We start from the raw sequence: 20,200 nt of genomic DNA on the forward strand, positions 1-20,200 counted from the left end.
TAAAGAAATTACCTATCATAAATTCATTTAAGATAGGTAATTTACTTATTTTATAAAAGTATTATATTAAGAATAAAATTTTTATAACTAAATACAAAAAATTAATTATACATACTATCTTAAAAACTAATTTAGATTAAAAATCTTATATCAATGAACCATTATTAATAAACTGTTTATTTAGTATAATAAAATTATACTTTAAAAATAAAATTTTATTTTAAAAATATTATTTTTTTTGATATAGTAATTGAATTATATTTGATAAACATAAAAAGATTACCATATGAATAAATGGATTTCTGGAAAAATTATACAAAATAAAAAATGGACAGAATCTTTATTTAGTATAATAGTACAAGCTCCTATTAATGCTTTTTTATCAGGTCAATTTACTAAATTAGCCATGATAGATATACATGGAAAAAAAATACAAAGAGCTTATTCTTATGTTAATGCATCTCATAATACTAATTTAGAATTTTATATTACTTTAGTTCAAACAGGATTACTGACAAATTATTTATATAAAAAAAAAATCAATGACAGTATTATTATCAATCAAAATTCTTTTGGTTTTTTTACTATTAATGAAATTCAACATTGCGAAATATTATGGATGATAGCCACAGGAACTGGAATTGGTCCATATTTATCAATATTACAAGAAGAAAAATGGATACATAAATTTTATAAAATTGTATTAATTCATTCTGTTAGATATAAACATGATTTAATTTATTTACCTGTAATACATAAATTACAAAAAAAATATAAAAATAGAATCATTTTAGAAACTATTGTTACTAGAGATACATCAAAACAATTCTTACACGATCGTATTCCAACTTTAATCAATAATCATACTTTAGAAAAAAAAATAAAATTAGATATTAATATTCATACTTCTCATGTAATGTTATGTGGTAATCCTAATATGATCAAAGAAACACAATTTTTGTTACAAGAAAAAAGACATTTAACAAAAAATTTACGAAAAAAACCAGGACATATTACTACTGAAAATTATTGGTAATTCAAAACAAATCAATTTCTTACTTAAAAAAAAAAATAAATTATTTAATATCCTAGAAATCACATTATTTTTAATTATTATACACTATCATGTAATGAAAAAGAAATCACATCTTTAATATGATTACACTTTAATAAAATCATTATTACTCTATCCAATCCTATAGCTACTCCAGAATAATTAGGAATATTTTGTAATAGCGAATACAGGAATTTTGTGTCTATTGGATATATTTGATACCCTAAATTCATACGTTCAATATTATCATGCTCGAATCTTTTTTTTTGCTCATAATAATCAGTTAATTCCTGACATCCATTACCTATTTCTAAACCTTTAAAAAAAACTTCAAATCTATCAGCTACATTAGAATTTAAATTATTTAAAGTTGCGTTACCAGCTTGAATAGCAGGATAATGATAAATAATAGTTGGATAAACATGACCAATATAGGGTTCTACTCCAAATAAAAAAAGAACCTCTAATAATGAATTAAAATTTGTTGTTCCATCTTTGTTTAATAAAACTAAATTATCAACTCCAAGTATTTGAGATTTATTTATTAATTTAATATAATTTTTAATAGTGGGTTTAATTTGTAAATAACGAAAAAAAATATTTTGATAAGAAAATCTTTTTACATGAGAAACACAAAATATCATTTTTAAAAACAATTCTACTTCTTCAATTAAATCATACATATTATAAAATGGACGATACCATTCAAGCATAGTAAATTCAGGATGATGATTTTTTCCAATTTCATTATTTCTAAAACTATGACAAATTTGATATATTGGTCCAATATGAGAAGAGATTAATCGTTTCATATAATATTCTGGACTAGTGGTTAACCATAAATGCAATAATGTACTTGCTGCATTATTAGTTTTATTAAAATATGTAATAAATGATTCTAAATAAACTTCAGACACTCGAAATTGAGATAAAATAGGTGTATCTACTTCTAATATATTTAAATTATAAAAAAAAGATCGAATTTTATTTATAATTTCAGCACGTTTAATTAAATTAATATTTTTTGCAGTTGGTTTCCAATTATTTATTTTTTTCATGTTCAAACCTATAAAAAAAAATAAACTCTGATCATTATAAAACATTAATAATATATTTTATATTTAAATTAATTATAAATAATAAAAAAATAAATTAACAATATATTTTAAATAAATACTAGTTAATATTATTAATTATACAATATATCAGTATTAAAATTTTATTCTTATAATAATTTTATCTATACTAATTTTAAGAAATCAATATAATAAATTATATCTAAAAAATATTTAATAAAAAAATATAATTTTACATTCTATAAATAATATAAATTATATAATTTAATTAAAAATTAAAAATAAACTATTACTATAGTAATATAAGAGATACCAAATAAAAAAATAAAACATAAATATTAAAAATTGTTTTCTCAAATACTTTTAATTTAATTAAATGTAGAAATTACAAACATTATAAAAAAAACATAGTTAATATTTAGTTGTATAACAATTATTATTAACTAACACGATCAAAAAAAAAACAATATTTAATTAAAAAATAAAAAGAACTCAACTAATTCAATACTTTACTATACATCTTAAAAAAAAAACATAAAAAAAGTTTGAATTTAATAATTTATTAGACAATCTCAATAAACAAAAAAAAATAAATATATTTGTTAAAAAAAAAATAGATCTAATACTAACTTTCAAAACAAAGAAAAAATGGAAATAATTAATTATAATTTTTATCTAAACATGAAAAGTAAAAAGTATGTTTTTTTATTTACGTTAAATTATCTATTTTAAATCTATTGTACAATAAAATATCACAATATAAATTAATAACATACAGCAATATTTAATAAAATATGCTTCTAATAGATTAGATAAAAAATAAAAAAAAAATTCATATTTATAAAATTAATAATATTAATATTATTTTTTAAATATATAAATAATATATATATAACAATTGACTATTTTAATAATTTCTAAAATATTTTTTATAAAAAATAAAATATTAAATAAATTTATTATAGCCCAAAAATTAATTCGGACTATAATAATTTGACTATTTAAATTAGTTTACTAAAATTTTGTTTAATTATAGTTTGATAAACTATTACTTAAAGTAATATGAATATTTAATGTTTGGATTTCTATTTGTAGTTAATATAATAGATGCCCGTAAACCAAAAGAAACAAATTGAATTTCATTATGTTTATTAATAAATTTTAATTTAGCGGTATGCATTACACTTAATTTTAATAATCCATGATCAACTGGTTTTAGTTCATAAGTAATATTTGTATCTTGTGGTTCATAATGAAAAAATTCAGGAGTAGAAGTTAACATTTTCATATATGCAGGAGCTAACAATTCTTCATTAGCATATGTAGAAATTAATTGTCTAACTTCTAATTTAGGAAAAGCTAATTTAAATTGTTTTAATATATCTTGTCTTGTAGGTTCATTAACTATATTATTTTTTATTTTTACAGTAGAACCAGGGTAATCTAACATAAATTTTTTATCTAGTTCTTTCGTTTCTTTTAAACTTTGAAATTGATTATATAATTTATGAGAAAATCTCCATGTATCAGGTGAAGTATCTAATTTTACCATACTTCTCCAATTTATATCGTCTGAATCTGCATTAGAAATAATAAATTCAGGAGCATTATTTCGATTAATATTAGAATGTGTTTCTAAAAAAAACTTTTTAATATTAGCTAGTTCTTGTTCATATTGTTTTTCTTTTAACAATTGTTCTGGAGAAGAATCAATCTTATGTTGAATAAAATCATTTTTTCCACTACTTTTGGATATAATATTATTATCTTCATCAGTACCTATAATATTTTTTAATACAGCACTTAAAAATGTAGTTCTTTCATAAAGATCAATAGGTTTTTCATCTGAAAGTTCTTGTTGTGGAGCTTGACGTTTACTAATTGAATGATGATTAGTTTTGTTCACTAAATGATGAGAATGTGATATATTTTGAGATCTTGTTTGAACAGAAGTTGCTAAATTATGATTTTTATTTTTAGATACAGATTCTCCTTTTATAAATTCTTTTGAAGATAGTATTCCTACACGTACCGTAGATTTTTTACAATCAACATAATTTGGATGAATAATTACTCTATATAAAGGAACAAAATCACTTTTTTCTTCAACTTTTTTTATTTTTGATCCCAAAGATTGAGCATCCAAAATTTTTTCGTATAATTTTATTTTATGTTGAGAAACAGGTTTTACGAAATACACTATTTGTTCTTGTTTCTTATTTGAATGATGTTTTATTTCATGAGATTTAGAAGAATTAATTTGATCTATTTTATGTTTAATTCTTACTTTTTTTTTTTCTGAAAGATTTACAAAACTATTACTTTCATTAATATTTATTAATCTAGTATTATTGTCAAGTAAAATTGATGACATAAAATTATACCCTATGTTAAAGCTCTATAATTTCTCTTGTACTGCAATTTTATTTTTTAGTCAAGACATGAAAGTAATATTCAATATAGTATTTTATATATATATTTTTTTTTTAGTTATTTATTACAAAAAAATATCTTTTTATATAAATTAATTTAATTCTTTAATATAAATTAATAATTAAAAAAAAAAAATAATAAAAAATCAATAAATATTAAAAATAATTGTTATATAGTATTGATTTACAATTAAAAAAATATTAAATAAATTTAATTTAATAATTATAATGTTAGATAAATATTTCTTAAAATACATATGTATTAATCTTATAATTTTATATTTTAATTAATTTTTTATATTGATTTTTTTAAATAATTAATAGCTAAAAATTATTAAAAAATATTTTTAATAATAACATATTTCTGGTGATTAAATTGATTATTGAAACTTATAAAATATATATTTTAAATCAAAATACTAATCAAAGTATTTATTTTTTGCATTTACAACATGATGATTATACATATTTAACTTTAATATATGATGACAAGAAATATAAAATTTTTAATAGTCAACACAAAAAAATTGAAAAAACATGGATAGAATTTAATTCTAAAGAACTAAACTACAGAAGAAAGAATAAAACTAAAAAAGAACATATAGCTAAAGCAGTAGGTATTAAAAAAAACTATTTTCCTAATATTTTAGATGTTACAGCAGGATTAGGTAAAGATGCTTTCATCTTAGCATCATTAGGATGTCAAGTATTAATGTTAGAACATAACCCAATATTAGCTATTTTATTAGCTAATGGTTTAGATCGAGGTTTTCAAGATCCTGAAATAGGAACATGGTTAAAAAAAAGATTGTCATTAATATATACTTCTAGTGAATATTTTTTACTACATACGAAAATAAAACCAAATGTAATATATTTAGACCCTATGTTTCCTAAAAAAACAAAAACTGCTAAATCTAAAAAAGATATTCATCTAATAAAATCTATTGTAAGCAAACAAAAAAATACTAATTTATTATTAACTCTATCTAGACTATTAGCAGAAAATCGAGTTGTTGTAAAAAGACCTATCAATGCTCCATTTTTAAATAATATGATTACCTATTCTACAATAAAAACTAAAAATTATCGTTTTGATATTTATTTGCCATTTAGTAAAATTAAAAATTAATTTATATTTTATACATTTATTTATAATTACACATTTCAGTAATTCAAAAAATATTCATACAGGGTGTTAACAAAATTATTTATTGATATTAAAAAATAATAATTTATATATAAAGAATATAACTCAAATAGTTATCTTTAATATACATAACTTTTAATTATTATAATGAATAAATAAGAAAAATTTTTATAAAAAAAATCAATAAAAAAAAATAAACATTTTTTTATTTTTTTTTCTTTTAAATAAAATTGATAGTATTAAAATACATAAATTATTATTGAAATAATTTTATTATTATCAAAATAATTTAACAATAAAATATATTTTCATACAACAAATTATTAATATAAAAATTAATTCTATTACAATATTTTAAAATAAAATAATTAATTTATTCAAAATAATATATGTAAAAATATTAATAACATATATATAATATTAATATTTTTTTTATTAATATATTATTATCATTAATATTTAAAATATTTTTTATTATTAATAATAATTAATTTTAATTAAAATAAAATATTGCTAATAGCTTTAATATATTTTCTATTTTTTATTTAATTTAATAAATATCATTTTTTTTTATATATAAAACGATTAATTAAGATTCAAAAAAATAAGAATTTTATCAAAATATAAAAAATTAATATAAGTAATAAAACATTAATAGATATCATTATTAATTTAATTACTAATAATTAATTTTTTTATCTAGATCTTGTATTAACTTAATTTGTTAGAATTATATTAACATGAATATAATATGTTTATAATTAATAATCTTTTTTCATTTATCGATAAAAATGTTATTAATAAACTTAATTAGTATTAATGATCATAATAATATTAAATTTAATCAATATCTTATAATTAATATAAAAAACTAATAAAAAATATTTTTTTTTAAAATAAATTAATACAAAAAAAAATACTTATATAAAAATATTATTAAAAATTGAGGAATAAATAATACTCATTAACATATATCAATAATATTATTTTATACACAATATTTTTTATTAAAAATGTTAAAGTAAAAAATAATTATTCTATGATTTAAAATCACATTTATTTTTTAATGATATATTTTAATAAATTATAAAATTATTTATTGTATAAAATACTTTTTTTTACTATTTCGTATATAATATTAATTTTAAATTCATTATTAATAAAAAAGAAATAACTAATAAACTAATAACAAAAATAGAAACTCCTAACCATCCACCAAAAAACCAAAAATAACCTCCAATACTTCCAAAAATACTTGAACCAAGATAATAAAAAAATAAATATAATGATGAAGCATAACTTCTTAGTAATTTAGACTGATGCCCAACCCAACTACTAACTATAGAATGAGCAGCAAAAAAACCTCCAGCAAAACATGTCAAACCTATGATTACACATAATAAATAATTTATTTCAGTTATTAATAAACCAATAAACATGATTAATAAAGATATGTTCAAAATACTAATACGACCATAATTTTTTATTAAAATTCCTGCTTTAGGAGAAGTATATACTCCCACTAAATATACTACCGAAAGAAATCCTATTAATCCTTGATTTAAACAAAAAGGTTTAACCAACAATCGATATCCTATATAATTGAATATAGTTATAAAACTACCCATCAAAATAAAACCAATAATAAATAATGTTGATAAGATAGAATCTTTCCACTGTAACATAAAATTATTAATTAAATTATTTAAAACAAATAAATTATACTTAAAATTTTTAGATTCTGGCAATAAATATAAAAATAATATTGAACCACATAAAGAAAAAAAACCAACAAACATTAATGCTATATTCCATGAAAATATATTTGATAATATACTTGTCATGATTCTACCAATAAAACCACCAATAGTATTTCCACTAATATATAATCCTATAGAAAAAGGTAAAACACTAGAATGCATTTCTTCACTTAAATAAGTCATAGCAATACTTGCTACACCACTTAAAGACAAACCAGTTAAAATTCGAATAACTATAATTCCTTCCCAACTATTCATTATAGAACATAAAATTGTAAATATAGAAGCTAAAAATAAAGATCCTGTCATAACAATTTTACGACCGTACATGTCAGATATAGGACTTATAAATAACATTCCAATAGCCATCATAATAGTAGAACTTGATAATGAAAAACTACTTTGAAGAGGAGTTAAATGAAATTCTTTTGAAAATAAAGGTAAAATTGGTTGTACAGAATATAATATTGCAAAATTAGACAAACCTGCTGAAAATAAAGCTGCTGTCACAGAATAAAATTCTATTGTTCCTTGCTTAATATACATTTTTTCTTTCATTTTATCGATATCTACGATTGGAAGTATTTTTTTTTTATTTTTTTTTTTATAAAATTAACTAATACTGTTAATTTTTGAAAAAATTGCACAGGAACTCCTAAAAAATAATAAATAAAATTAATATATTATATTTATAAATAATAAAATATTATATATTTTATATTTAAAATAAATAAAATTTTCTATAATTATATATATTATAATAAAAAAAATCATTATATATAAACTATATAATCTAAAAAAAATTATATTAATAACTATATATCAATAATTCCGTCATATACCCGAATAGCAGGACCATCCATATAAAGAGAACTTCCCATACCTTTCCAATTAATTATAAGTGTTCCACCAATTAAATCTACTTTTACTTTAGAACATAGTAATTGTTGATTAATTCCAACAGCAACCGCTCCACATGCTCCACTACCACAAGCTTGTGTTTCACCTACTCCTCTCTCATATACACGAAGTTTTATATGATTATTTTGTAATATTTGAACAAATCCAACATTAATATAATTCGGAAATATTGATTTTTTTTCTATTATAGGTCCTAATACATTAATATTAGGATCATTGATATCTTTAACAATAATAATACAATGAGGATTTCCTATAGAAACCACCCCAAAATAAATCACCTGATTATTTACATACATAGAATAATAATTATTAATTTTAGAACATAAAAAAGGAATATTACTAGGTATAAATTCAGGTTCTCCCATATCTACAATTACATTGTTATTATTTAATATTTTACATATCATTCTTTTTTTATTAGTAGCAATAGAAAACATTTTTTTATTTATTAATTTATTATAGTATATAAATAGAGCACAACAACGTATCCCGTTACCACATTGAAATACTTCATTTCCATCAGCATTAAAAATACGACAAAAAAAATCTATGTTATTATTGTTACTTTTTTCAATTAATAATAATTGATCAAATCCTACTCCTAAATTTCGATTAGACAAATTAGAAATCATCTCTTTAGATAAATTTAATACTTGATTAGTAGCATTAATAATCATGAAATCATTACCTAAAGCTTGCATTTTTGTAAACTCTATTTTTTTTGTTGATTTTTTATTGTTCATTTATTATCCTTAATATTACTATATTATTTAAAATAATAAATTTATATAATTAATTATCTAATTAAATTTTAAAAATATAATATTTATTTATCTACATTACTATAAAAATAAATAATGTGAAAGAAAGGTATCTATGCAAATGGATAACAATCAGTACCATCAGTTAGTCGATCATGTAATGTTACAAATACAAAATTATTTAGATTTTTATATAAACTCACATGAAATTGATTGTGAAATTAAATACAATATGTTAATAATAGAATTTAAAAATAAGAATCAAATTATTATTAATAAACAAGAATTTTTACAAGAAATATGGATGGCAACCAAAGATACAGGATATCACTTTCAATATAAAAATCAAAATTGGATATGCAAAAGAACTGATATTAATTTTTGGACTATTATATCACAATGTTGTTTTTTAGAATGTAATGTTCCTTTTTATTTTAATCAAAAAAAATAAAATTATATTACATGAATTAATATTTTATAAGATATTAATAATATTCATTTATAAAAAAAATAATTAAGTTAATAATTTACTAAATATTTTTAATAAATTGAAATAATCAATAATAAATTATTAATTAATAAAAATAATAAAAAGCATGGAAAAAAAAATACTTAGAATTGCTACTAGAAAAAGTCCACTAGCTTTAATACAAGCAAATTTTGTTCGAAAAAAATTATTATTATTTTATCCAGATTGGTATATATACCTTGTTCCAATAACTACAAATGGTGATATCATTTTAGATCAATCGCTATCTAAAATTGGTGGAAAAGGTTTGTTTATGAAAGAATTAGAAATTGCACTAATTGAAAATAAAGCAGATATAGCTATACATTCCATGAAAGATGTACCAGTTAAAATAACAAAAGAATTATGTTTTGCTAGTATTTGTAAAAGAGACAGTGCATTAGATGTATTTATATCTAATTATTACAATTCAATTGATTCCTTACCAAATGGAGCAAAAATTGGAACTTCTAGTCTTAGAAGACAGTCTCAATTGGTTTCTTATCGTCCTGATTTAATCATAATTCCTATTAGAGGAAATATTGAAACTAGATTAAAAAAATTAGATGAAGGTCAATACGATGCTATAATTTTAGCAAAAGCAGCTTTAACTCGTTTACGATTAAAAAATCGTATTACTCAAATTATTCCTGCTGAACAATCTCTTCCATCTTGTGGACAAGGAGCAATTGGTATTCAGTCTAGATCTAATGATAAAAAAATTATTTGTCTTATAAAACATTTAAATGATCAAACAACTAATATAGAAATTACAGCAGAAAGAGCATTTTGTAAAAAATTAAATTCAGGATGTCAAATACCTATTGGTAGCTATGCAATTCTAAAAAATAAACAATTATGGTTACGTGGATTTATTGGATTACCTAATGGAAATATCATATTAAAAGGAGAACGTATTGGACCATTAAATATTGCAAAAAAAATTGGATATTCATTAGCTAAAGAATTATTGAAAAAAGGAGCTAGAAAAATATTACAACAAATTAATATAAGAAAAAAATAATACAAAATGAAAATATTAATTACAAGACCACATTTAGAATCCATAGAACTACAAAAAAAACTACGATTAATTGGTATTTCCGCTTGGTCTCTTCCTATTCTTAACTTTTATCCTGGCATTGGACTAAAATATTTATCTAAAATTATTTCTACAATAAGTAAAAATTCAATTATTTGCATGACTTCTAAAAAAGCAATTGAATATGCTAGTATGTATTTAAAAAGTTTAAATATACCATGGCCTTCTGATGTACAATACTATACTATAGGAAAAGAATCTTCTCTTCTATTTCAAAAAAAAACTGGAAAAAAATCTCAATATCCTATATTAATTGAAAATAGTGAAAACTTATTAAAATTAATAGATTTAAAAATAATTAAAAAAAAAACAATTCTTATATTAAAAGGTAATCAAGGAAGAAATATATTAAAAAATGCTTTTATAACAAAAGGAGCAAACGTTATTCTTATCGAATGTTACAAAAGAAAAATAAAAAAAATTGATTCCAAAAAAGAAACTAAAAAATGGAAAAAAAAAAAAATTGACACGATAGTTGTTACAAATAGTACAACTTTACATGCATTATACAAAATTTTTTCATCTCGTAATTCTAAATCATGGTTTTTACAATGTAATCTATTAGTAATTAGTATAAGATTAAAAATCTTAGCTAAAAATTTAGGTTGGGACAAAATTTATATTTCAAAAAAATCAAATAACAATTCTTTATTAGAAAAACTATTAGATATAAAAAAAAATGAAAAGAAAGATCTATAAATATAAAAAATAATTTGGTCGGCGAAAGAGGATTTGAACCTCTGACCCACTGGTCCCAAACCAGTTGCGCTACCAAGCTGCGCTATTCGCCGTAGTAATATATATTAATTAAATTTAAACAATAAAAATTAATTCTTTTTTATTTATTATATTATAAAAATTTTTGGGTGGTTAATGGGATTTGAACCCATGACCACTGGAATCACAATCCAGAGCTCTACCAACTGAGCTATAACCACCAAAAAATAAAAATTAAAAAAATATAAAAAAAATAAATTATTTATAAACTAATATTGCATGGTGCGCCCGACAGGATTCGAACCTGAGGCCTATACTTTCGGAAAGTATTGCTCTATCCAACTGAGCTACGGGCGCGTAGCTACAGCTTTAAATAAATATTTTATTAAAATAATAGTATAATGTCTAGTTTTTTTTCAGGATTCTGTATTTAATTTTAGTATTTATACTAAATATATAATAAAGTAAATCAAAATATATCAGTTATATCAAAAAAACTTGAAATTAAAATATTATTATTTAGATTTTGTATAATTTTTAAATTAAAAAACAAAAAAAAATACTATGTTATGTATGTATTTTTAAATAAATTAATATAAATTATTTATAAATTTTATTTATATATAATTTATGTATTATTTGTAATAAATATTATTAAAATATTTATAATACTATTATTAATATGAAATAAATTAAAATATATTAATCTAAATTAAGAACGTTTCATCATATCAAAAAATTCATGATTGGTTTTTGTCATAGATAATTTATTAATTAAAAATTCCATAGCATCAATTTCTCCCATAGGATGAATAATTTTTCGTAAAATCCACATTTTTTGTAATTCTTCAGGTATAGTTAATAATTCTTCTTTTCTAGTTCCTGAACGATTATAATCAATGGCAGGAAATACACGTTTTTCTGCAATTTTTCTGGATAATGGTAATTCCATGTTACCAGTTCCTTTAAATTCTTCGTAAATCACCTCATCCATTTTAGAACCAGTATCTACTAATGCTGTAGCTATAATAGTTAAACTACCACCTTCTTCTACGTTTCTTGCAGCACCAAAAAATCTTTTAGGTCTATGTAATGCATTTGCATCTACACCCCCTGTTAATACTTTTCCAGAAGCAGGTACAACCGTATTATACGCTCTAGCTAAACGAGTAATAGAATCAAGTAAAATTATTACATCTTTTTTATGCTCAACAAGTCTTTTCGCTTTTTCAATCACCATTTCAGCTACTTGTACATGTCTTGAAGCTGGTTCATCAAAAGTAGAAGCTACTACTTCTCCTTTAACTAATCTTTGCATTTCTGTTACTTCTTCAGGTCTCTCATCTATTAACAATACCATTAAAACACATTCTGAATGATTATAAGCGATACTTTGTGCAATATTTTGTAACAACATAGTTTTACCTGCTTTTGGAGGTGCTACTATTAAACCACGTTGTCCTCTTCCAATAGGAGAAGCTAAATCTAATACTCTAGCCGTTAGATCTTCAGTAGAACCGTTTCCTCTTTCCATTCTTAAACGAGAATTTGCATGCAATGGTGTTAAATTTTCAAATAAAATTTTACTACGAGCATTTTCCGGTTTATCATAATTTACTGCATTAACTTTTAAAAGAGCAAAATATCGTTCTCCTTCTTTAGGAGGACGTATTTTTCCAGCAATTGTATCACCTGTACGTAAATTAAATCTACGAATTTGACTGGGAGAAACATAAATATCATCAGGACCTGCTAAGTAAGAACTATCAGAGGATCGTAAAAATCCAAATCCATCTTGTAATATTTCTAAAACTCCATTACCAAATATATCTTCTCCACTTTTTGAGTGTTGTTTTAATATAGAAAAAATTATATCTTGTTTCCGCATACGTGCTAAATTTTCCAGACCTATATTTTCGCCAAGAGTGATTAATTCAGAAACTGTGGTATTTTTAAGTTCGGTAAGATTCATAATGGTGGGTTTCTTAGTAAACTTGAAGTAAATCTTGGAATGAAAATTAAAAATAATTTATTAAATAATTGAATATATTTAATAAAATATTTATGTTTTGATAGAATTATTTGTTGATATATGTCATTACTACATGTAATTAAAAAATGATTATAACTTTTTTCATAAAAAAAATCTAGCGGTTTTTCTATTCTATAATTAAAACCGCTAATTGTATATTACATATATAATTTTAACTATTTAAATTTATATCTAAAAAATTTTTCAATTCTTTTTTGGATATCATACCTATTTTCTTATCTATAACATGATTATTACGAAATAGTAGTAGTGTAGGTATACTTTGAATGGAATATTTTACTCCTATATTTGGATTATTTTCGACATCTAATTTTGCAATTATTAAATGATCATGATATTCTTCTGCAATATTATCTAAAATTGGTGCTAATAATTTACAAGGATTACACCAATTTGCCCAAAAATCTACTAGAATTAAACCAGATTGCTTTGAAACATAATTTTCAAAATTATTATCATCTAAAATAACTATTTCATTACTCATATAAATCCTATAAATAAATTATATTTAAATATATACTAAATATTACACTAATTTTAAAAAAAATGAACTAAATAAATTATTATACATAAAATATCACAATATAATAATAATATTTAATCAACTTTTAATATATCTATACTGATAATAATCAAAAAATTTTAGGTTTATATATATTAAAAAAAAATATTAGTATTTATTTAATAATTTTTTTATCTTTTTCAAATATGGAATGCTTAATGTTTTAGCATTTTTTACATATGAAGAATTAAATTGATCAATCCAACATAAATCATCTTGAGGTAGTTCTAACAAAAATCGACTCGGTATTGCATTATATATTTGACCATATTGATTTCTTTTTTTACATATAGTAAAAACTAATTGTTTTTTTGCTCGAGTAATACCAACATATATTAATCGACGTTCTTCATCTAAATTATCATTATTAATACCATTATAATGTGGTAATATTCCTTCTTCCATTCCAACAATAAATACATACTTAAATTCTAATCCTTTAGATGCATGTAAAGTCATTAGTTGTAATTTATCTTTTTTTTTACTTTGATCAATGTCATAGAACATATCTCTTAACATAAAATTCGTAATAATTTGAGATAAATTCATAGGTTTTTGAATATAATTTCCTTTAAACATTTCTATGATCCACTTTAAAAATAAATCAATGTTATTCAAACTAGATTGAACTTTATGATTATCTTTAATAGATTTGATAATCCATTCTTTATAATTTATTTGAACAATTAATTCTTTTAATCCAATTTCTGGAGATATTTTAAATTGCTCAGAAATATTTTTAATCCAAAATGAAAAATTCTGTAATTTTTTTAAACTATAACGATTAATTTTAGTTTGTAAACCTATGTCTAAAATCGAACAAAAAAGACTTTTTTTATGTAAAATAGACCATTCCATTAATTTTCGTAATGTTATTGTACCAATAGTACGAGAAGGAATATTTACAATTCTTAAAAAAGCAACATCATCATTTTGATTGTTGATTAAACGTAAATATGCTAATAAATCTTTAATTTCTGAACGAGCAAAAAAAGAATTACTACCTGAAATTTCATATTCTATATCATTTTTAATTAATTCTTTTTCAAACCAACGGGCTTGATAGTTTCCACGATATAAAATTGCATAATCGCTATATTTATTATTATAACTATTTTTATGAGAATTTATGACCTCAATAATTTTTTTAGCTTCTTTTTCTTCATTTTCTACTACTAAAATTTTTATTTTAGATCCATAATCTAATTTTGAAAACAATTTCTTCTTAAATTCATGGTTATTATTTGAAATTAAAATATTAGCTACTTTTAAAATTCTTCCAGTAGAACGATAATTCTGTTCCATCTTTATAATAGTAATATTTGGAAAATCTGTTTTCAATAAAGAAAAATTTTGAACACAAGCTCCTCTCCAAGAATAAATAGATTGATCATCATCTCCTACTAAAGTAAAATCAGATCTTTTATTACTTAATAATTTGATAAATTCATATTGACTAGTATTAGTATCTTGATATTCATCTACTAAAAAATATTGAATTCTTTCATTCCATCTAGTTTGTATATCAGTGTTATTTCTTAACAATAAAGTAGGTAAATAAATTAGATCATCAAAATCTAAAATATTATGTGTAAACAAATGTTTATTATATATAGAATAATAATTAGAAAAAATATGTTCTATGTCTGTTTTTGCTCTAGTTTGTGCTTCTTGGGGATTAATTAATTGTGTTTTCCATCTTGAAATAGTTAATAGTAATTGTTTTAATAACAATTTATTTTTTTTAAATTTAGAAACAGTGATATCATCTAATAAATTTAATTGATCATATTCATCAAATAATACAAAATTAGCACTTCTATTTAAATATTGCAGCTCAGATTTTATTATTTCCATTCCTAATGTATGAAAAGTAGAAATTTTTAATTTATTTAAATATTTTTCTCCAAGAATTGATGCAATTCGAAACTTCATTTCTTGAGCTGCTTTATTAGTAAATGTCATTGCAGCAATATTTTCTATATTATAATTACATTTATGAATTAAATAAATAATCTTATTAATTATCACTTTTGTTTTACCAGATCCAGCTCCAGCTAATACTAAACATGGACCTTTAATACACTGTATAGCTTGTTGTTGAATAATATTAAGATTCATAAATAATATTTTTATAATTGAAAATAAAATTACTTGTTATGAAAATTTTCTATTTTTATAAAAACAAAATATATAATTTTATATTTAAATATATATTACTTACAATAACAAAAAAAATAAATTTTAATACATTTTTTCTGTTATTGTAAAAATCTTAAAATTATATAAAATATTTTACGAAATAGAAATTGTTTTCATATTTTTCATTTTAGTTCTTAATTTTTTACCTACAATTTCAATAGGATGTTGTTCAATTTCTTGGTTTATTTTATATAGATCAAGATTATTAACATGCTGATCTAAAATCATATGACCCATGTCACCATATTGTAATGTTTTTGTAAATTCTTTTAATAAAGGAACAGCTTGCTTTGAAAAAAGATAATTTCCATATTCTGCTGTATCAGAAATTACTAAGTTCATTTCATATAACCGTTTTCTTGCAATAGTATTAGCAATTAAAGGAAGCTCATGTAAAGATTCATAATAAGCTGATTCTGCAACTATACCAGCATTAATCATAGTTTCAAATGATAATTCTACTCCTGATTTAATTATTGCTATCATGAAATTTGTACAATCAAAATAATTTTGTTCGGTAATAGTACCATTAAAAATAGGAGCATTTTCAAAATTTGATTTTTTTGTTTGATTTCTCCACTGTAATAAATCTATATCATTGTTTTTCCAGTCATTCATCATTGTAGTAGAAAAATGTCCTGAAATAATATCATCCATATGTTTATGAAATAATGGTTTTAAAATTATTTTTAATTGATTAGATAAATAACATACTCTCATTTTGGAATTATTAGAAATACGATCTAACATTAATGTAATACCTCCATGTTTTAATGATTCAGTTAATACTTCCCATCCATATTGTATTAATTTACAAGAATATGCAGGATCATGTCCTTGTTCTATAAGATATTCATAACAAACTAAACTACCTGTTTGCAACATTCCGCATAATATTGTTTGTTCTCCCATTAAATCTGATTTTACTTCTGCAATAAAAGAAGATTCTAACACTCCAGCATGATGACTACCTAATGATACTGCCCATGCTTTAGCTATTTCTAATCCATTTTTTTGATAATCGTTAGCATTATGTACTGCTATTAACGTTGGTACTCCAAAATTTCTTTTATATTCTTCTCTTACTTCAGAACCAGGAGATTTAGGGGCTACCATAATTACTGTAATATCTTTTCTAATTATTTCTCCCATTTCAACTATATTAAATCCATGAGAATAACCTAAAATTGCATTATATTTCATTAATGGTATTAAAGTTTTAATTACAGAAGAATGTTGTTTATCAGGTGTTAAATTAATAACTAGATCAGCATGAGGAATAAGATTTTCATAAGTATCTACACAAAAACCATTAGTTACAGCATTAACCCAAGATAATCGTTTATTCACAATAGAATCTTTTCTTAAAGCAAAAGAAATATTTAAACCAGAATCACGCATATTTAAACCCTGATTCAAACCTTGAGCACCACATCCAACTATTACTATTTTTTTATTTTTTAAAATAGCACATTGATTAATAAATTCTTTTCGTTTCATTAATCTACATTTTTGTAATTCAATTAATTGTTTTCTAAAATTTAAATTATTAAAATAATTATTCATAGTTATCCCAAAAAAAATGAAAATATTGTAATATTGTATATAAATGATAATAATTACTACTAAATTAATATTAACAACAATATAAAATAATTTATTTATATATACTACGTATAGCTCCTTGATCTGCACTAGTGGCATGAAAAGCATATGCTTTTAATGCATTAGAAATCAATCTTGGACGATTAATATTAGGAGTATATGCTAATTCATTTCTCGATTTTTCTATATTTTTACGTGATAACAATTCTTGATTAGTAATATTTAAATGAATAGTTCTATCAGGAATATTAATAATAATTTCATCTCCGTCTTTTACTAATGCAATAACACCTTGATTAGCAGCTTCAGGAGAAATATGTCCTATAGATAAACCTGATGTTCCTCCCGAAAATCTTCCATCTGTAATTAACGCACAAGATTGATCTAATCCCATAGCTTTCAAGTAAGTAGTAGGATATAGCATTTCTTGCATACCTGGACCACCCTTAGGTCCTTCATATCTAATTACAACAACATCCCCAGATGTAATTTTTTTATTTAAAATAGCATGAACAGCTGTTTCTTGACTTTCGTATACTTTAGCTTTTCCTTTAAAATTATAATTTTTTTTATGTACTCCAGCTGTCTTTACAATACAACCATGTTTAGCAATATTTCCATATAAAACAGCTAAACCTCCTTCTTTACTATATGCAAACTGTAAAGAACGTATACATCCAAATTCACGATCAGTATCAAGACTATCCCATCTAAAAGATTGCGAAAAAGGAATAATTGTACGTATTCCTAAAGGTCCTGCTTTAAACATTTTTATTATTTTTTGATCTTTAGTAGTTATAATATTATATTTGTTTAATGTCTCTTTTAAAGTTAAAGATAAAATATTTTTAACTCTATTATTTAATAAATTAGCCTCATTTAATTCTCCTAATATTCTCATTACACCACCAGCACGATGCATATCTTCCATGTGATATTTAGAAGTACTTGGCGCAATTTTACATATATGAGGTATTACCTTAGATAAACTATTAATATCAGACATATTGAAATTAATATTTCCTTCTTTTGCAGCTGCTAATAAATGCAATACTGTATTTGTAGATCCACCCATTGCTATATCTAATTTCATAGCATTATAAAAAGCTTGTCTGCAAGCAATATTTCTAGGAAGTACATCATAATTATTGTTTTCATAATAAGATTTAGTAATTTTAACAATAATTTTTCCAGACTTTATAAATAATTTTTTACGATCACTATGTGTAGCTAATAATGTACCATTTCCTGGTAATGCTAAACCTAATGCTTCAGTTAAGCAATTCATAGAATTAGCAGTAAATAAACCTGAGCAAGATCCACATGTAGGACAAGCAGAATTTTCTATTTCTTTAGATTCTGAATGAGAGATATTAGGATTAGAACCTTGTGCAATTGCATCAATTAAATCAACTTTAATAATTTTATTTGTTTGATTTAATATTCTTCCTGCTTCCATAGGTCCACCTGAAACGAAAACAGAAGGAATATTGAGACGCAAAGCAGCCATTAACATTCCTGGAGTAATTTTATCACAATTAGAAATACAAACCATAGCATCTACACAATGTGCATTAATCATATATTCTATAGAATCTGCAATAAGTTCTCGAGATGGTAAAGAATATAACATTCCTTCATGACCCATAGCTATTCCATCATCTATAGCAATTGTATTAAATTCTTTAGATACTCCTCCTGATTCTATTATAGAACGTGCAACTATTAAACCTAATTCACGAAGATGAATATGGCCAGGTACAAATTCTGTAAAAGAATTAACTACTGCAATAATAGGTTTTTTAAAATCTAAATCTGTCATTCCTGTTGCTTTCCACAAAGCTCGAGCTCCTGACATATTTTTTCCGTGAGTTGTTGTAGTAGATCTATATTTTGGCATAAATAATACCTTTTTAAGTTTATTGTAGTTTAAATTACAATTAAGGTTTAGCATATCTAGTTAGATATGCTAAACCTTAATTGTAATTTAAACTACAATAAACTTAAAAATAAAATCAATTGGCAAAGGAGGAGGGAATCGAACCCCCAACCCCCGGTTTTGGAGACCGATGCTCTACCTAATTGAGCTACACCTTTAGAATATAAATCAAATATAATAATTTCATTTAAAAAAAATTAGAAAATAAATACAAATTTATAATTTATTATATTAACTACCAATATAACATAAAAAAATAATTATTAATATAATATAAAAACATAAAATTATACATATATTAAAACTAATTTTTTATATATATAAATATAATCTAATGAATAATTTATTAAAAATA

The 20,200-nt window shown here is 21.9% G+C and carries 14 protein-coding genes and 4 tRNA genes; 5 read left to right on the forward strand and 13 right to left on the reverse strand.

The window, feature by feature from the left end:
* The first annotated feature begins 286 nt into the window (after positions 1 to 286).
* Positions 287 to 1,036 carry an FAD-binding oxidoreductase gene (locus tag AB4W75_RS02600; protein ID WP_367679404.1) on the forward strand — a complete coding sequence of 250 codons (750 nt, stop codon included), beginning with the start codon at positions 287 to 289 and terminating at the stop codon, positions 1,034 to 1,036.
* Between the two features lie 77 nt (positions 1,037 to 1,113).
* On the opposite strand, the gene epmA is transcribed toward AB4W75_RS02600, so the two are convergent.
* Both epmA and AB4W75_RS02610 read right to left on the reverse strand, forming a co-directional pair.
* Positions 1,114 to 2,112, reverse strand: coding sequence for an elongation factor P--(R)-beta-lysine ligase (epmA, locus tag AB4W75_RS02605; RefSeq protein WP_367679405.1), 999 nt, complete (start codon positions 2,110 to 2,112; stop codon positions 1,114 to 1,116).
* Positions 2,113 to 3,178: 1,066 nt separating this feature from the next.
* Entirely contained in the window at positions 3,179 to 4,504 is a 1,326-nt protein-coding gene (locus tag AB4W75_RS02610) for a hypothetical protein (protein WP_367679406.1), read from the reverse strand.
* 434 nt (positions 4,505 to 4,938) lie between these two features.
* Here AB4W75_RS02610 and AB4W75_RS02615 point away from each other — a divergent pair, with 434 nt between their 5' ends.
* Positions 4,939 to 5,694 carry a class I SAM-dependent methyltransferase gene (locus AB4W75_RS02615; protein WP_367679407.1) on the forward strand — a complete coding sequence of 252 codons (756 nt, stop codon included), beginning with the start codon at positions 4,939 to 4,941 and terminating at the stop codon, positions 5,692 to 5,694.
* A gap of 1,139 nt (positions 5,695 to 6,833) precedes the next feature.
* On the opposite strand, the gene AB4W75_RS02620 is transcribed toward AB4W75_RS02615, so the two are convergent.
* Together AB4W75_RS02620 and dapF are read right to left on the reverse strand one after the other, a co-directional pair.
* Positions 6,834 to 8,030: an MFS transporter gene (locus tag AB4W75_RS02620; RefSeq protein ID WP_367679408.1), complete on the reverse strand. Its 1,197-nt coding sequence runs from the start codon at positions 8,028 to 8,030 to the stop codon at positions 6,834 to 6,836.
* Between the two features lie 257 nt (positions 8,031 to 8,287).
* Complete coding sequence (gene dapF, locus AB4W75_RS02625; protein WP_367679685.1) at positions 8,288 to 9,112, reverse strand: diaminopimelate epimerase; 825 nt, start codon at positions 9,110 to 9,112, stop codon at positions 8,288 to 8,290.
* 160 nt (positions 9,113 to 9,272) lie between these two features.
* Here dapF and cyaY point away from each other — a divergent pair, with 160 nt between their 5' ends.
* The 3 genes from cyaY (at position 9,273) to AB4W75_RS02640 (ending at position 11,466) form a co-directional block, all read left to right on the forward strand.
* A complete protein-coding gene (cyaY, locus tag AB4W75_RS02630) occupies positions 9,273 to 9,608 on the forward strand; it encodes an iron donor protein CyaY (RefSeq protein WP_367679409.1) in 336 nt (111 codons plus the stop codon).
* 145 nt (positions 9,609 to 9,753) lie between these two features.
* Entirely contained in the window at positions 9,754 to 10,689 is a 936-nt protein-coding gene (gene hemC, locus AB4W75_RS02635; protein WP_367679410.1) for a hydroxymethylbilane synthase, read from the forward strand.
* A 6-nt stretch (positions 10,690 to 10,695) separates the two neighbouring features.
* The gene (locus AB4W75_RS02640) at positions 10,696 to 11,466 is read left to right on the forward strand and encodes a uroporphyrinogen-III synthase (RefSeq protein ID WP_367679411.1); all 771 of its coding nucleotides are present in this window, start codon (positions 10,696 to 10,698) and stop codon (positions 11,464 to 11,466) included.
* A 15-nt stretch (positions 11,467 to 11,481) separates the two neighbouring features.
* Here AB4W75_RS02640 and AB4W75_RS02645 read toward each other — a convergent pair.
* From AB4W75_RS02645 to AB4W75_RS02685, 9 genes are all read right to left on the reverse strand, one after another.
* A tRNA-Pro gene (locus AB4W75_RS02645) sits at positions 11,482 to 11,558 on the reverse strand.
* Between the two features lie 74 nt (positions 11,559 to 11,632).
* A tRNA-His gene (locus tag AB4W75_RS02650) sits at positions 11,633 to 11,705 on the reverse strand.
* A gap of 59 nt (positions 11,706 to 11,764) precedes the next feature.
* Positions 11,765 to 11,841: transfer RNA gene (locus tag AB4W75_RS02655), tRNA-Arg, on the reverse strand.
* A 355-nt stretch (positions 11,842 to 12,196) separates the two neighbouring features.
* Entirely contained in the window at positions 12,197 to 13,456 is a 1,260-nt protein-coding gene (gene rho / locus AB4W75_RS02660; RefSeq protein WP_367679412.1) for a transcription termination factor Rho, read from the reverse strand.
* A gap of 232 nt (positions 13,457 to 13,688) precedes the next feature.
* The gene (gene trxA, locus AB4W75_RS02665) at positions 13,689 to 14,021 is read right to left on the reverse strand and encodes a thioredoxin (RefSeq protein WP_367679413.1); all 333 of its coding nucleotides are present in this window, start codon (positions 14,019 to 14,021) and stop codon (positions 13,689 to 13,691) included.
* A gap of 186 nt (positions 14,022 to 14,207) precedes the next feature.
* Positions 14,208 to 16,220, reverse strand: a complete 2,013-nt coding sequence (locus tag AB4W75_RS02670) for a UvrD-helicase domain-containing protein (RefSeq protein WP_367679414.1) — start codon at positions 16,218 to 16,220, stop codon at positions 14,208 to 14,210.
* A 174-nt stretch (positions 16,221 to 16,394) separates the two neighbouring features.
* Positions 16,395 to 17,867, reverse strand: coding sequence for a ketol-acid reductoisomerase (ilvC, locus tag AB4W75_RS02675; protein ID WP_367679415.1), 1,473 nt, complete (start codon positions 17,865 to 17,867; stop codon positions 16,395 to 16,397).
* 91 nt (positions 17,868 to 17,958) lie between these two features.
* Positions 17,959 to 19,806 carry a dihydroxy-acid dehydratase gene (gene ilvD / locus AB4W75_RS02680; RefSeq protein ID WP_367679416.1) on the reverse strand — a complete coding sequence of 616 codons (1,848 nt, stop codon included), beginning with the start codon at positions 19,804 to 19,806 and terminating at the stop codon, positions 17,959 to 17,961.
* A 120-nt stretch (positions 19,807 to 19,926) separates the two neighbouring features.
* Positions 19,927 to 20,003 (reverse strand) — tRNA-Trp (locus AB4W75_RS02685).
* Positions 20,004 to 20,200: the final 197 nt, after the last annotated feature.

This window comes from Buchnera aphidicola (Eriosoma lanigerum), from assembly GCF_964059125.1.
In the GTDB taxonomy this organism is placed as follows: domain Bacteria; phylum Pseudomonadota; class Gammaproteobacteria; order Enterobacterales; family Enterobacteriaceae; genus Buchnera_D; species Buchnera_D aphidicola_C.